Origin of the sequence: Massilia forsythiae (genome assembly GCF_012849555.1) — a bacterium.
GTDB lineage: Bacteria > Pseudomonadota > Gammaproteobacteria > Burkholderiales > Burkholderiaceae_D > Telluria > Telluria forsythiae.
In genome coordinates this window covers 4764609-4779803 of record NZ_CP051685.1, presented here as the reverse complement: position 1 = coordinate 4779803, position 15195 = coordinate 4764609, and the positions used below count along the sequence as shown (strand labels likewise).

General features: G+C 71.7%; 10 protein-coding genes. 9 read left to right on the top strand and 1 reads right to left on the bottom strand.

The window, feature by feature from the left end; all coding sequences use genetic code 11:
- Position 1: 1 nt before the first annotated feature.
- The 9 genes from HH212_RS20105 to HH212_RS20065 all read left to right on the top strand — a co-directional run bounded on the left by HH212_RS20105 (position 2) and on the right by HH212_RS20065 (position 14785).
- Positions 2–1603 (top strand): hypothetical protein, encoded by a 1602-nt coding sequence (locus HH212_RS20105; protein ID WP_170204125.1) that lies wholly within the window; start codon positions 2–4, stop codon positions 1601–1603.
- A gap of 28 nt (positions 1604–1631) precedes the next feature.
- On the top strand, positions 1632–5522 hold the full coding sequence (tssM, locus tag HH212_RS20100) for a type VI secretion system membrane subunit TssM (protein ID WP_170204124.1): 3891 nt from the start codon (positions 1632–1634) through the stop codon (positions 5520–5522).
- Complete coding sequence (gene tagF / locus HH212_RS20095) at positions 5519–6505, top strand: type VI secretion system-associated protein TagF (protein WP_170204123.1); 987 nt, start codon at positions 5519–5521, stop codon at positions 6503–6505. Before tssM ends, tagF begins: the two co-directional genes overlap by 4 nt.
- A gap of 2 nt (positions 6506–6507) precedes the next feature.
- Positions 6508–7281 carry an OmpA family protein gene (locus HH212_RS20090; protein ID WP_170204122.1) on the top strand — a complete coding sequence of 258 codons (774 nt, stop codon included), beginning with the start codon at positions 6508–6510 and terminating at the stop codon, positions 7279–7281.
- Between the two features lie 17 nt (positions 7282–7298).
- Entirely contained in the window at positions 7299–8396 is a 1098-nt protein-coding gene (gene tssA / locus HH212_RS20085; RefSeq protein WP_170204121.1) for a type VI secretion system protein TssA, read from the top strand.
- A 110-nt stretch (positions 8397–8506) separates the two neighbouring features.
- The gene (locus HH212_RS20080) at positions 8507–11824 is read left to right on the top strand and encodes a type VI secretion system Vgr family protein (RefSeq protein WP_170204120.1); all 3318 of its coding nucleotides are present in this window, start codon (positions 8507–8509) and stop codon (positions 11822–11824) included.
- A 67-nt stretch (positions 11825–11891) separates the two neighbouring features.
- A complete protein-coding gene (locus HH212_RS20075) occupies positions 11892–13559 on the top strand; it encodes a LysM peptidoglycan-binding domain-containing protein (RefSeq protein WP_170204119.1) in 1668 nt (555 codons plus the stop codon).
- Between the two features lie 10 nt (positions 13560–13569).
- The gene (locus tag HH212_RS20070) at positions 13570–14175 is read left to right on the top strand and encodes a hypothetical protein (protein WP_170204118.1); all 606 of its coding nucleotides are present in this window, start codon (positions 13570–13572) and stop codon (positions 14173–14175) included.
- Positions 14165–14785 (top strand): hypothetical protein, encoded by a 621-nt coding sequence (locus tag HH212_RS20065; RefSeq protein WP_170204117.1) that lies wholly within the window; start codon positions 14165–14167, stop codon positions 14783–14785. The genes HH212_RS20070 and HH212_RS20065 overlap by 11 nt, the downstream gene beginning before the upstream one ends.
- A 47-nt stretch (positions 14786–14832) precedes the next feature.
- Here the strand turns inward: HH212_RS20065 and HH212_RS20060 are convergent, their stop codons facing one another.
- Complete coding sequence (locus HH212_RS20060) at positions 14833–15180, bottom strand: hypothetical protein (protein ID WP_170204116.1); 348 nt, start codon at positions 15178–15180, stop codon at positions 14833–14835.
- Between the last annotated feature and the right edge of the window lie 15 nt (positions 15181–15195).

Here is a 15195-nt window from a genome sequence, read left to right as displayed (position 1 = left end):
CGTGGCGTCCTGGCTGAAAAACACGGTGGGCACGGCCGGCGCGTTCGGCGCCAGCTGGGGCGGCGCGGTCTGGTACTGGCGCGCCGGCAACCGCATGCCGGACGGCGCCGAGCTGGCGCTGTGGCTGCTGGTGCTGCCGCTGGCCGTGCTGGCGCTGGCGTGGGGCGTGCGCGCCGCGCGGCGGCGCGCCGCCGCCGCCGCCGCGGCAGCCACGGCGGCCGTGCCGGCCGGGGCCGCCGCCGCTGCACCCATGCCGGCTGCGGACGCCGCGCCCCTTCCCGCCGGGCCGGCGATCGTCGCCAGCGCCCTGCGCACGCCGCACGGCGACAGCGCCGCCGCGCTGCGCGAGGCGCTGGCGGCCGGGGTGCAGCCGGCGCTCGATCCGGAACTGGTGGACCGGCAGGGTTATCCGGTACTGAGCGCACGCGTGGCCGGCCTGGACGACGGCGCGGTGCGCGACGCCTTCGCGTCCATGGCGCCTGCAGGCGGCATCGCAGCCGGCGCGGCCCTGAGCGACGCGCAGTGGCGCGCGCTGGCCCTGGCCGGCGCGGCCGCGGCCGAACTGGCGCAGGTGCTGGGCGGCCACCCGCACATCCACGGCGGCCGTGGCGGCAGCAAGAGCGGCGCGCAGCATGCCGGCGCCGCTGCCGCTGCCGGTCCCAATGCTGGTCCCGATGCGCGCGCCGCCGCCCCGCTGCCGCTGCTGCACCTGCATTGCCTGTGGGGCGGCGCCTGGAGCCCGGCCCAGCGCGCCGCCGCCGACGCCTTTATCGCGCGACAGCTCGTCGCCGGCGGCTGGCCGGCGCAGCGCCTGGCCGTGGCCGCCCGCGCGTCCGCCGCCGGCACGACGGCCGACGTCCCACCCGCACACGCACCCGCCGGCGCCGCGCACGACGATGCCGACCTGGCCGCCATCCTGGCGCCGCTGGCGGCGCACACCGGCGAAGCGCGGCTGGCGCTGGTGCTGGCAGGCGCATCGATGCTCGGCGCCGCCAGCATCGATGCGCTGGCCGGCGCCGGCGCCCTGTGCGGCGCCGATACCCCGCAGGGCATGGTGCCCGGCGAAGGCGCGGCGGCGCTGCTGCTGGCCGACCCGGTGCAGGCGCGCCTGCTGGCGCCGGACGCCGACGTGCTGCCCGTGCTGCGCGCCTTTGCCGGCGCGCCGCGCGACCCGGCACTGGACGCGTCGCGCCGCGTCGACGCCGCCCCGCTGCGCGCGCTGGCGCGCCAGGCGCTGCAAACCGCCCGCTGCGCGCCGCAGCAGGTGGCCATGCTGGCCGCCGACACCGATGCCCGCAGCAGCCGCGTGATGGAAACGATGGCGCTGGCATCGAACGAACTGCCCCATCTCGATCCGGCCGCCGACCTGGCCGCCACCGGCGCCGCCTGCGGCGCCTGCGCGCCGGTGCCGCTGCTGGCCGCGCTGGCGCTGGCCGCCGACGCCGCGCTGGAACACGCTGCGCCGGTCCTGTGCCTCGGCAATCTGGATGCGCGCCACCGCACCGCCGCCGTGGTCGCCCCGAGCGCCGCCGACGATCGCACCCACAATCCCGCCGCCGCCGACGGGTCCATCCCGCCGGCGGCAGTGCCCACCCTTACCTGAATCCACGTTTCCACCACCGACCATCACCATGCACAAATTCCGGGACTTCCTGACCAACCGCACCAGCCTGATCGTCATCGGCTGGCTGGCGTTCGCCGCCCTGCTGCTGCTGGCGGCGCGCCTGCTGCAATGGCCGCCCGCGCTGCCGTGGATCGTGCTCGGCCTGGCGCTGCTGGCCGGCGCCGCCGTCTGGCTGTGGCGGCGCCGGCGCCGCCGGCAAGCCGGCGCCCGGCTCGGCGACATGCTGGAACAGCAGATCGGCACCGCCGGTGCCACGGCCAGCGCGCCGGCGCCGGACGCCACCCAGCGCCAGGAAACCGAAGTGATCCGCAAGCGCCTGCTGGAAGCGATCGCCACCATCAAGGGATCCAAGCTGGGGCAGTTGTCCGGCGACGCCGCCCTGTACGAGCTGCCCTGGTACATGATCATCGGCAATCCGGCGGCCGGCAAGAGCACGGCCATCGCCAGCTCCGGCCTGCAATTCCCGTTCGCCGACAGCAAGGTGGTGCAGGGCGTGGGCGGCACCCGCAACTGCGACTGGTTCTTCACCACCGAGGGCATCCTGCTGGATACCGCCGGCCGCTACTCCGTGGTCGAGCACGACCGCGCCGAGTGGTTCGGCTTCCTCGACCTGCTGAAGAAACACCGGCGCAAGGCGCCGATCAACGGCGTCGTCATCGCCGTCAGCATCGCCGAGCTGACCCGCAACCGTCCCGAGTTCGCCATCAACCTGGCCAAGAACCTGCGCCAGCGCGTGCAGGAACTGACCGAGCGCCTGGAAGTGCATGCGCCGGTGTACGTGGTGTTCACCAAGGCCGACCTGATCAACGGCTTCACCGAGTTCTTCCAGGACAGCGAGCGCGGCGAGCGCGAAAAGATCTGGGGCGCCACCCTGCCCTACGCCCCCGACGCCGCCAGCGAGCAGCTGCTGGACGCCTTCGACGCCCGCTTCGACGAGCTGTACGACGGCCTCAAGGAACTCAGCCTGGCCAACATGGCGCTGCAGTGGCGCGAGCGCATGCCGCCCGGCGTGTTCACCTTCCCGCTGGAGTTCAGCTCGATCAAGCCGGCGCTGCGCGCCTTCGTCGCCACGCTGTTCGAGGACAACCCGTTCCAGTTCAAGCCGGTGTTCCGCGGCTTTTACTTCACCAGCGCGCTGCAGGAAGGCGAGACGGTGTCCGCCTCGTCGGCGCGCGTGGCGCAGCGCTTCGACCTGCAGCTGCAGCCGGCCGCGCACGAGGAACAGCACCAGCAGCAGGGCTACTTCCTGCTCAACCTGTTCCGCCGCGTGATCTTCGCCGACAAGGACCTGGTGGCGCAGTACGCCAGCCCGGCCAAGATGCGCCTGCGCTACGCCGCCTTCTTCGCCGCCACCGCGCTGGTCGGCCTGTCGCTGGCCGGCTGGAGCTGGTCCTACATGAACAACCGCCAGCTGGTCGCCAACGTCCAGGCCGACCTCGACCAGGCGGTCAAGCTGCAGGCGAAGAGCCCGGATTTGCAGTCTCGCTTCCAGGCGCTGGAAGTGCTGCAGGACCGCATCGAGCAGCTCGACGGCTACGCCGGGCACCGCCCGCTGTCGCTCGGCATGGGCCTGTACCAGGGCGACATCCTGAACCGCAAGCTGCGCGAGGAATACTTCAACGGCGTGCGCGAAGTGATGCTGAAACCGGTGGCGCAGTCGCTGGAAGGTTTCCTCGGCGAAGTCAACGCCAACCCGGCGCAGTTGCAGCCGATGACCAAGCCGGTGGCGGCGGCTTCCGGCGCCGGCGCGGCGCTTGCGACGCCGGCCGCCGGCGCATCTGCGGCGGCGGCGGCGCCCGCTGCCGTCAGCGCCGACAACGCCGCCACGGTCGACAGCGGCGCCCAGCAATTCAAGGATGCCTCGCCGGCCAACGCCGAGGATGCCTACAACGCCTTGAAAACCTACCTGATGCTGGCCGATAAATCGCGCGCCGAGGCCGCCCACCTGAACGACCAGCTGACCCGCTTCTGGCGCGGCTGGCTGGAGCGCAACCGCGGCGCCATGCCGCGCGAGCAGATGATCCGCAGCGCCGAGCGCATGATCTCGTTCTACCTGGCGCAGGTGAACGACCCGTCCTGGCCCGGCATCGAGCCGCGCCTGGCGCTGGTCGACCAGACCCGCGACAACCTGCGCCGCGTGGTGCGCGGCCTGCCGGCGCGCGAGCGCGTGTACGCCGACGTCAAGGCGCGCGCCGCCACCCGTTATCCGGGCGTGACGGTGGCGCGCATCGTCGGCGAGCAGGACAAGGAACTGGTGCTGGGCAGCTATGCGGTGTCCGGCAGCTTCACGCGCCAGGCCTGGGAAGGGTTCGTCCAGGACGCCTTCCGCGACGCCGCCAACCGGGAACTGCAGAGCGCCGACTGGGTCTTGAAGACCTCGTCGAAGGACGACCTGACGCTGGAAGGCAGCCCGGAGCAGATCCAGAAGTCGCTGGTCGAGCTGTACAAGAACGAGTATGCGCGCGAATGGCAAAAGTTCATGCAGGGCGTGACCATCCGCGACCTGAATGGCTTCGACGGCGCCGCCGCCGCCATGAACCGCCTGGGCGACCCGCAGAATTCGCCGATCTCGCGCCTCTTGACCACCGTGTACGAACAGACTTCGTGGGACAACCCGTCGCTGGTGAGCGCCGGCCTGCAGCGTGCCCAGGGCGGCGTGAGCGCCTGGTTCCGCGAGACCATCCTGCGGCGCAAGCCGGCGCAGGTGAACGTCGACCTCGGCCCGACCACTGGAACGCAAAACGCAGCACAGAATGCGGCGCTGCCGCTGGGGCCGGTGGGCCGCGAGTTCGCCGGCGTGGCGCGCCTGGTGGTGGCGCGCGACAAGGACGCCTCGCCGCTGCGCGGCTACATCGACAACCTGTCCAAACTGCGCGGGCGCTTCAACGGCATCAAGAACCAGGGCGACCCCGGCCCCGGCGCCAAGCAGCTGATGCAGCAGACGCTGGACGGCAGCGGCTCGGAACTGGCCGACGCCCTCAAATACGTCGACGAGCAGATGCTGGTCGGGATGACCGATGCCCAGCGCGCGGCGCTGCGGCCGGTGCTGGTGCGCCCGCTGATGCAGACCTTCGCGGTGATCGTCAAGCCGGCCGAGCTTGAAATCAACAAGGTGTGGGCGGCGCAGGTGCTGCAGCCGTTCGGCAAGAACCTGGCAGTGAAGTATCCGTTCTCGACCGAATCCAAGGCCGAAGCCAGCAACGCCGAGATCGGCGAGATCTTCGGTCCGGACGGCGCCATCGCCAAGTTCTTCAACACCACCGTCGGCCCGCTGGTGGTGCGGCGCGGCGATGCCCTCAGCAGCCGCACCTGGGCCGGCATGGGCGTGACGCTGGCGCCGGCGGTGGTGGCCGGCTTCCCCGGCTGGGTGGCCCCGCTGGCGGCCGGCGGCGTGGCCAATGCCGCCGCCTCCGCCGGCGGCGAGGCCCAGACCCGCTTCGACGTGCAGGCGCTGGGCGCCGCCGGCGCCACCGAGTTCACGCTGGAGATCGACGGCCAGGCGCTGCGCTGGCGCGGCCAGCCGCAGCCGTGGGTGCACATGGTGTGGCCGAACGCCCAGGGCGTGCCGGGCGCCAAGATCACCGCGCTGACGGCGGAAGGCCGCAACGTGGTGGTGCTGGACGAACCGGGCCACTTCGGCCTGAAGAAGATGATCGAGGCGGCCCAGCGCAAGCGCCGTCCGGACGGCGCCTTCGAGCTGGCCTGGCAGAACGGCGGCGTCACCGTGAATGCCAACCTGAAGGTGCTGCCCAGCGCGCCGGCGCCGGCGCAGGCGGCCCAGCCCGGCCAGGGCTTCAAGCGCCTGCGCCTGCCGGAGGCGGTGACCGCCCCGGCGCCAGGCCCGGCACCGGCGCAGCCCGCGCCCGCCACGGTCGCCGCCGCCGGAGCCGCGCAATGAGCCGCGCCGTCACCCCCGTCGGCGTCGGCTATTTCGGCAAGCTGCCCAGCCGCGGCGATTTCGTCAAGGGCGGGGCCAGCGCCGCGCTCATGAAGGTGCTGGACGACTGGCTGTCCGAGGCGATGGACCTGATGAGCGCCAACGCGCGCTGGAAGCTGGTCTACGACGCCGCGCCGCCGCTGCACTTCGCCTTCGTCGGCCCGCGCCGGCGCCACGCCATCGGCGGCCACATCGTGCCCAGCAGCGACGAGTCCAGCCGCCGCTATCCGTTCCTGATGGTGGGGGCGATGGAAGTGGCCGAGCCGAATTTGTTCGTGCCGAATGCGCCGCTGGTGTTCACGCGCCTGTGGAGCCGCCTGGAAGCGCTGACCAACGAAGTGCGCGCGGCCAGCGACCCGGCGGCTGCGCTGCAGTCGGCCGCCGCCCAGCAGGTCGAACTGGACCTGCGCAGCGCCGCCTACGACGCCGCCTTCGCGGATTTCCTGGCCTTGCAGACGCTGGGCGCGCTGGATGCGATGCTGGCGCAGGCGGGTTTCCGCGGCAGCGCGCGCCAGGTGCTGCTGGCGCTCGGGATGCTGCTGCAGCCGGTGCTGGCCAGCAGTTCCAGCCGCCTCGAAAAGAGCCTGGTGCTGCCGCTGCCGGCGGACCCGATGTACCGCAACCTGGTGGCGGCGTTCTGGATGCACCTGGTGACACCGTTCCTGGCGCGCGCCGACTTCGAGCTGGCGCTGTTCGTCACGCGCATCGAGAACCGGCCGGTGCTGGTGCTGGGCTTTTCCGGCGCCTCGGCGCTGACGCTGCGCACCATCGTCGATCCGCACGCCGGGCTCGATCACCACATCGCTTTCGAGGAACTCGACTGGGTCGAAGACCAGGTCGATACCGACTACGCCATCAAGAAGCTGTCCACCTACCTGGCGCGCGGCGACCTGTCATTACAGTCCGCGCTGGAATCGGTCGGCACGGCATTCATCGGGACCTGACCATGCGACTTCTCTCTCTTTCCCTGGCCGCTGCGGCGGCCCTCCTGATCGCCGCCGGACCGGCCGCTGCACAAGCGCCGCAACCCGGCCAGGTCGTGGCCAGCGGCACTGTGCCGGACGAGGCCACCAAGGCCGCGGTGCTGGCCAAGCTGCGCGAGCTGTACGGCGCCGACAAGGTGGTCGACCAGGTCGCGGTCGGCCAGGTGGCGGCGCCGGCCAACTGGAATGGCTACGTGCAGAAGCTGCTGACCCAGGACCTGCGCCAGATCAGCCGCGGCCAGCTGAAGGTGGACGGCAGCAGCGTCAGCCTGCGCGGCGAGGTCGCCAGCGAGGCGCTGCGCCAGCGCATCGCCGGCAACGTGGCCGGCAGCCTGAACCCGACCTACACGGTGGACAACGGGCTGCGCGTGTCGGCCGCCGACCAGGCCATCCTGGACAACACGCTGGCCAACCGCACCATCGAATTCGACAGCGGGCAAGCCACGCTGACCCCGGCCGGGCGCGCCATCCTGGACGAGATGGTGGCCGCCATGCTCAAGCTGAAGGGCCGCAAGGTCGAGATCATCGGCCACACCGACAGCGCCGGCCTGCGCGCCAGCAACATCAACCTGAGCCAGGCGCGCGCCGCCACGGTCAAGACCTACCTGGCGGGCCACGGCATCGCCGAGGAACTGCTGAGCGCCAGCGGCCAGGGACCGGACCGCCCGGTCGCCAGCAACGACAGCCCGGACGGACGCGCGCGCAACCGCCGTATCGAGTTCCGCATGGCGCAGTAACCCGACACAAGGACACCATGTTCAACGCAGAAGAACTCCTCCTCCCCATCAGCCCCGACCAGCCGTGCGGCGCCGACATGGCGTTTTCCGCTGAGCTGGACGCGATTGCCCAGGCGCGCAAGTTCGACGATCCCTCGCTGGAACAGGGCGAATGGGTCACGGAACTGAAGGAAGCCGACTGGGACTTCGTGGTCAAGCGCTGCAGCGCGCTCCTGGCCGGCAAGACCAAGGACCTGCGCCTGGCCGTGTGGCTGGCGGAAGCGGCAGCGAAACAGTTCCAGCTGCGCGGCCTGGGCGAAGGGTTTTCCTTGCTGGCCGGCCTGGTCGAGCGCTACTGGGACCAAGGCCTGTATCCGGAAGCCGAGGACGGCGACCAGGAACAGCGCATCGGCAACCTGGCCTGGATCCTGTCGCGCACGCGCGCGCTGGTGCGCGAGGCGCCGCTGACCCAGGGCCGCGGCCAGGGTCCGGGCAGCGGCTGGTCGACCATCGACTTCGAGGCGGCGAGAAAGCGCGCCAGCAGCGGCATCGAGCCGGAAGGCCTGCCCCGGCTGGCCGAGATGGAAGCGGCGCGGCGCGCCAATCCATCCCGGTTCACGGCCGCCTTCCATGCGGACGCCCAGTACTGCCTGGACGCGCTGGGCCGCCTGGAGCAAGCGGCCGACGCGCAACTGGGCCAGGACAGCCCGGGTTTTTCGAGCGCGCGCGAAGCGGTGCAAGGCATGCTGCACGCGCTGCCGCTGCCGGCCGGCGCCGCGCCATCGGTGGCGGCGCAGCCCGACGCCGCTGCCCAAGCGGCCGACGCGGGCGCAGGGGCGGATGCAAGCGCACATGCAGCGCCATCGTCTGCTGCTGCCGGCGCCGGCGCCGACGCCCAGCCGGCGCCGGCCGGCGCCCCCGGCCCGATCCGCTCGCGCGCCCAGGCCATCGCCCAGCTGCGCGCGGTGGCCGAGTTCTTCCGCGAAACCGAGCCGCACAGCCCGGTATCGTATTTCGCCGAAAAAGCAGCCAACGCCGGCGAGCAGGACCTGCATACCTGGCTGCGCTCGGTGATCAAGGACCAGGGTTCGCTGGCGCATATCGAAGAACTGCTGGGCGTGCCGCCCTCGAACTGAGGATGATGGCCGGGACCAAGCGGGCTGGGCGAATCGCTCTTGCCCTGGGCCGGCTTCTACGATGTAATGTTTGGTATCGATCCACATGTAGCGCATTGACCGACATGGGCATGTCCACTTCCTCCGATGTTGCCGCCGTCCAGGCCGTGGCGGCGGCGCTGTCCGGGTTCACCCAGGGCAGCCGGCTGCTGCGCCTGCACACGCCGCTGGGGCCGGACCGGCTGCTGGCCGAAGCGCTGAGCGGCGCGGAAGGCATCGACAGCGGCTTCCGCTTCGCGCTGTCGTGCCTGTCCACCGACGCCGGCATCGCCCTCAAGACGCTGATCGGCCAGCCGGTGCTGCTGGAACTGTCGGCCGGCCCCGGGCTGGAGCTGCGCCCGTTCCACGGCCACGTGACGGCGGCGGAACTGTGCGGCGCCGACGGCGCACTGGCGCGCTACCGCCTGACCATCGAACCGTGGACGGCCTTCCTCGCGCTCGGCCGCGACAGCCGCACCTTCCAGGACCGCTCGGTGCTTGAGGTGATCGACACCGTGCTGCGCGCCTGGTCCGGGCGCGGCAGGCTGGCGCCGGCCTGGCGCATCGAAGCCGACCGCGCCCTGTACCCGCGCCGCAGCCTGGTGACCCAGTACCAGGAAAGCGACCTCGCCTTCGTGCGCCGGCTGATGAGCGAGGAAGGCCTGTTCGGCTTCTTCGAGCACCGGGGCGATGCGGACGCGGGCGCGCTCGGCGCGCACACGCTGGTGATCGCCGACAGCAACCACGCCTTCCGTCCGAACCCGCACGCCGTCGCGCGCTTCACCCAGCCGGGCGCGGTGATGAAGGAAGACAGCGTCGACCGCTGGCGCAGCGAGGCCCGGCTCGGCACCAACGCCGTCGAGCTGCGCAGCTGGGACTACCGCAGCCGCAGCGTGCGCGCGGTGGAAGCAGCGGGCACCGCGGTGGACGGTGCAGCGGGCGCCGGACTGCGCAGCGCCGACGCCCCCGGCGCCTATGCCTACGCCACGCGCGAGCATGGCCGGCGCATCGCCGAGCGCCAGCTGCAGGCGCTGGACGCGGCGCGCGCGATGCACACCGGCGCCGGCACGCTGCGCGGCTTCGCGCCCGGCACCACCTTTTCCCTGTCCGGCCATCCCAGCCTGGACGGCGCGAGCTTCCTGCTGGTGCGCGTGCGCCACCTGGCCCACAACAACCTCGACGCCGATGTCGACGGCGCGCTGGCGCGGCGCCTGGGCGCCGATCCGGTGGCCGCCCTCGGCGCCGGCGTCCTTGCCGCCGGCCCGCATGCGAGCGGGCGCGGCATCGCCGGGCGCCCCGTGTACCGCAACAGCTTCGACGCCATCCCCGCCGACCTGCCCTACCGCAGCGCAAGCGAGGACGGCCACGGACGCCTGCTGCATCCGCGCCCGACCGTGCACGGCCAGCAGACGGCGATCGTGGTGGGCGCCGCCGGCGCCCCGGTGCACACCGACCGCGACCACCGCATCAAGGTGCAGTTCCACTGGCAGCGCGGCGGCGCCGCCCACAACCGCCTGGCCCACCCGGCGCCCGACGGCCATACCGGTGCGCCGGCGGACGACGGCGCCGGCACCTGGGTGCGGGTGGCGGCGCCGCTGGCCCCGGTGGCCGGCGCCAACTGGGGCAGCCATGCGCTGCCGCGCGTCGGCCAGGAAGTGCTGGTCGATTTCATCGACGGCAACATCGACCGCCCGGTGGTGATCGGCGCCGTGTACAACGGCGCCGGCGCACAGGATGCCCAGCACAACGAGGTCGCCGCCGGCGCCGGGGCGGCGACCGGCAATGCCGGCGCCTGGTTCCCGGGCGAGTCCGGCGGCCACGCGCATCCGGCGCTGCTGTCCGGCCTCAAGAGCCAGGCGCTGGCCGCCAGTGCGGAAGGCGCCGGCGCCTACGGCCAGCTGGTGTTCGACGCCGGCGCCGGACAGGCGCGCGTCTCGCTGCAGCAGCATGCGCGCGCACACGAAGGCAGCGCCGAACTGAACCTGGGCCACCTGCGCCACCAGACCGACAACCGGCGCCTGGACGGCACCGGCTTCGGCGCCGAACTGAAGACGGCGCACGCGCTCGCCGTGCGCGCCCGCCTCGGCTTGCTGGCTTCGAGCGACGCCCAGGCCGGCGCCGGCGGCGAACAGATGGATGCGCGCCCCGCGCGCACCCAGATCGACGCCGCGCGCGAACTGGCGACGGCGCTGGCGCGCACGGCGCAGCAGCAGAACGCCAGGCTGGCCGGCGAAGCCGAAGCGGACCAGCTGCCGGCGCTGGCGGCACTGCAGGCGGCGGGCGAGGCCATCGAGGCTTCTGCCGAGGCGGGCGCCGCTGCACAGGCCGGCGCCGGCGCCACAGGAGCCGCCGCAGGAGACGCCCCGGCGGGCGGCATGGGCAGCGCCGCCGCCTTCGACGCGCCGCAGCTGCAGCTGAGCGCGCCCGCCGGCATCGTCGCCGTGACGCCCGCCAGCGCCATCCTCGCCGCCGGCGCCACCGGCATCATCGGCGCCGGCCAGGACATCGACCTGGCGGCGCAGGGATCGCTGCATCACGCGGTCAAGGCCGGCATCGGCCTGTTCACCCACGGCAAGGCGGCCGGCGGCGCGCGCCCGGTGCAGGACACCGGCATCCGCCTGCATGCCGCCAGCGGCAAGCTGAGCACGCAAAGCCAGGGCGGCGCCACCCGCCTCACCGCCGACAAGACCGTCACCGTGGCCAGCGTGCAGGGCAGCGTCACCGCCGCCGCCAGGGACCACGTCTTGATGACGGCGCAGGGCGCCTACTTGAAACTGGCGGGCGGCGACATCATGCTGCACTGCCCCGGCAAGGTCGAGTTCAAGGCCAGCGTCAAGGAACTGACCGGACCTCAGCGCGCCTACGGCCCGCAGCTCGCCTTCGACCGCCCCGGCGCGCTCGACCTGGAAACCGTCCCCGCCAAAATGAGCGCGCGCGTGATCGTCGACCGCCCGCTGCAGGACCTGATGGCGGCCGGCGGCGGCGCGGTGCCGTACCGCTTCATCGACCACACCGGCCAGCTGATCGCCAAGGGCACGCTGGACGACAACGGCGCCACCGGCCGCGTGTACCACCAGACCCAGCGCGACTACACCGTGCTGTTGGGCGAGCCGGGCGACTGGACCAGGGTCGAGCACGACGACGACGTGTGCGGCTGCGGCGGCGGGCACGAGGAGGAGCATGGCGATACGCACGGCGGCGACGCCGCACAGGACGCCGTCGCCGCCGCCCATCCCGCCGACGGCGCGGATGAAGACGGCGCCGGCGCGGACGCCGGCAGCGGCGACGATGACGCGGCCGAAGGCGGCGCCGGTTCGGACGCCGGCCGCGCGTTCGAGCGCAGCCTGCTCGACCACCTGGTCTTCGCCGACGCCGACATCCTCAAGTGTATCGAAGAGGGAGAAGAATGACGCCATCCACCCGCGCCGCCGCCGGCACCACGCCCGCACCGGGCCCGGCCCGCTGAGAGACACGCCCATGTTCGTACGCGCCACCTACTACCGGGAAAAGAAGACCGTCCATTACTTCGACGAGAACGGCGAGGAGACGCTGTACATCGGCGGCTCGTTCGCCTGGCGCACCAACAATCCCGGCAACCTGGCCAAGCCGGGCAAGCGCATCGTCAGCACCTACATCGGCCTGGCCCAGCGCACCTCGAAGAAGAACAGCCTTTTCATGATCTTCCCGGACCGCGCCACCGGCGACGCCGAGCGCATCCGCCTGCTGAAGGAGGTGTACGGCGGCAGTTCGATCGCGGCGATGATGGAGCGCTACGCCCCGCGCGAGGAAAACGATACCGACGCCTACATCGCCTCGGTCAGCACCGCCGCCGGGGTCGACAAGGAGACGCGCCTGGATGCGCTGACCGACGACCAGTTCAAGAAGCTGGCCGGCGCCATGGCCAAGAAGGAAGGCTGGATACCCGGCAAGATCGTCCCGCTCGGCAAACCCAGCACGGTGGAACTGCGCGACAAGCTGCGCCAGCCGCTGGCCACCCAGTCGGTCGAGCTGAAGGGCGCCAGGACGCCGGTCACGCTCAAGACCGATGCCGGCGGCGCACTGCCGACCGTGTATCCGAAACTGTTCGGCGACGGCCTGTCGCTGTACCTGGACCAGGTCGGCGACAAGATCGGCGAGCTGGTCGATGCGGGCAAGGCCAGCGCCTATACCTTCATCGCGCCGTATTTCGCCATGAAGAGCAACACCGACGTCCACGAGACCAAGGACAAGACGGCGCCGCTGGTCCACATCGTCAAGCAGGGCGAGACCCTGGGCACGATCGCCGGCAAGTACGGCGTGAGCATCGACGCGCTGGCCGGCGCCAACCACATCGCGGACCGCAACCGGATCTTCCAGCGCCAGCACCTGCGCATTCCGGGCAAGAGCGCGGCCGGCGGCCAGGCGCCGGCTTCCACGCCGGCTGCGAAACCCGCCGCCACGCCCGCCGCCAAGCCGGCGGCGCGCCCCTCGCCCACCGCCGCCGCCGCACCGGTCCCTGCCCCGCGGCGGGCGCCGGCGGCCGCCGTCCAGGTCGACCGCCAGCGCACCGACAAGAACCATCCGATCACGGTGCTCAGCAGCGCAGTCAAGGAAGCCAGCGGCCCGGCCTGGTGCAAGCGCTTCATGGGCAACAACACGCTGTCCGGCCTGAACGCGGATTTCCGGCCCAAGGCGGCCAGCTTCATCGCCGCGCTCAAGGCCGGCGGCGCCAGCGTGCGCATCAGCGCCGTGTACCGGCCGATCGAGCGCTCCTACCTGATGTACTGGGCCTTCATGATCTGCCGCGGCACCGACCCGGCCGACGTGCCGTCCTGGCCGGGCGTGGACATCGACTGGACCCACCGCGGCGCCGACGGCAAGCCGGACGCCGCCAAGGCCAAGGAAGCGGCCGAACAGATGTGCAAGGGCTACGGCATCCGTCCGCATGCCAAGTCGCAGAAGGTCGGGCGCCCGAAGCGCTCGCGCCACAATTTCGGCGGCGCCCTGGACATGCACCTGGGCGGCTATGTCGGCAAGATCTTCAAGGACGCCGACGGCAACGACGTCACCGCCAAAGGGTTTTCCTCGCTGGTCGCGCTGGGCGCCAGCTACGGCGTCATTTACTTCCCACAAGAAAACATGCACTGGTCCGATACCGGGCATTGAACCTCGACCCATGAAACCACTCTTCCTGCTTTCTCTGCTGGCCCTGTCCTCCGCCGGCTGTTCCGCCGATGGCCTGCCGGCCGTCGGCGTCGTGCAACAGGTGCCCGTGATGGCCGACGGCGCCAGCGTCAGCGCGCGGCCGGTCTACATCCTCACCAACCGCAAGCTGGCCGCGCCCACCGTGTTCAGCGCGCTGCAGGGCTCGTCCGGCACGTATACCGTGGCCTGCTGCTTCGAAGTCAGGAACACCACGCCGCTGGCCCTGAACAGCGAACTGGCCAAGTACGCCAGGGATCCCGAATTCGTCGCCCACATGAAGAGCGTGAAAGGCTACCAGTACGTCTACGCCGCCCAGCCGAGCGCCGACAAGTCGCGCTGGACGCCGCTGATGAAGACGCTGGCCGCGAACGCCGCCAACCCCGACGACGCCTCGCCGTTCTCGGCGCCGGTGGTGGCCGCGCAGTTCGGCAAGCCGCGCATGCCGGCGGCGTTCAGCGTCGACGGCGCCGCGCTGACGCTGCAGGTGCGCAGCGACCGCAAGGCGGGCCGCAGCGTGTACGTGTTCACCCAGGGCGGGCAGAAGGCGGAATTCTCGGAGAGCGGCTTTGGCGACTGACACCGGCGCCGTGCGCGCGCAAGCACATGGGAAGGAAACGGCGCGTCGGCTGCGGACCGTCGCGGCGCTGTGCGCCGCCTGCGCGCTGGGGTTGCCGGCGGCAGCGGCATGGGCGGCACCAGTGGCGGCGGCACCGGCAACGTCCGGAACGCGCGCCGAGGTCAAGCCGGTGTATGGCGTGAACACGGTCAAGCTGGGCAAGCTGTCGCTGCGCATCGTGAAAGGCATGATCGGCAACGGCACCGCCAGCAGCTTCGATACCTTCACGCTGTACCTGGTGCCGGCGGCGCCGGGCGAGGCCTGGATGCAGGTCACCGCGCCCGGCCAAAAAGGCCTCGGCTACAACTTCCGCAACTACGAGTCGGGTGACGCCAACATGCAGTCGATCGGCTTTTATGTCGAAGCCAACCACTTGTACGCGGTGCAGGCCACCAAGGTCGGCGCCGCGGCCGACGCCAACGGCTCGCGCAAGACCCCGTTCGATTTCGAGGTCAGCCGCTTCAACGAGGACGAGGACATCCCGATGTTCCACAGCGAGCGCAAGCTGCGTTCGAAAGGCCAGTACGTCGACGCCAGCGAAGCGGTGGCGCGCGAATTCTTCAACCGCTGAGCGGGCGCCCGGCGGGCACCCGGCTCGCACTCGTGCCGCGCCGCGGCTTATTCGTCGAACTCTTCCGCCAGGTTCTTCCAGCCGCGGCTCTTGGCGAACGGCGCGAACTCTTCCGGCGCCTCCAGCACGATCAGGCGGCTGTCCTGCAGGCCGGGGTCGCTGTGGCCGAAGTCCGGCCCCTTGTAGCCGAGCGCGCGCAGGCGGTCGACGAGCGCGCGCACCAGCACCGTGTCCTTCCAGGCGCCGGGATCGAGCTTGGCGCCGAAGTCCACGTACACGTCGATGATCCCGTAGCCCTCGTCGAAGATGCGGATCGACTTGACGTCGAGGGTACGGCCGTTGCCGTCCTTGGCCTGGAACGGGCCGGACAGCTGGATGTCGGAATCGGTAGTCATGCCGCCAGCATACCA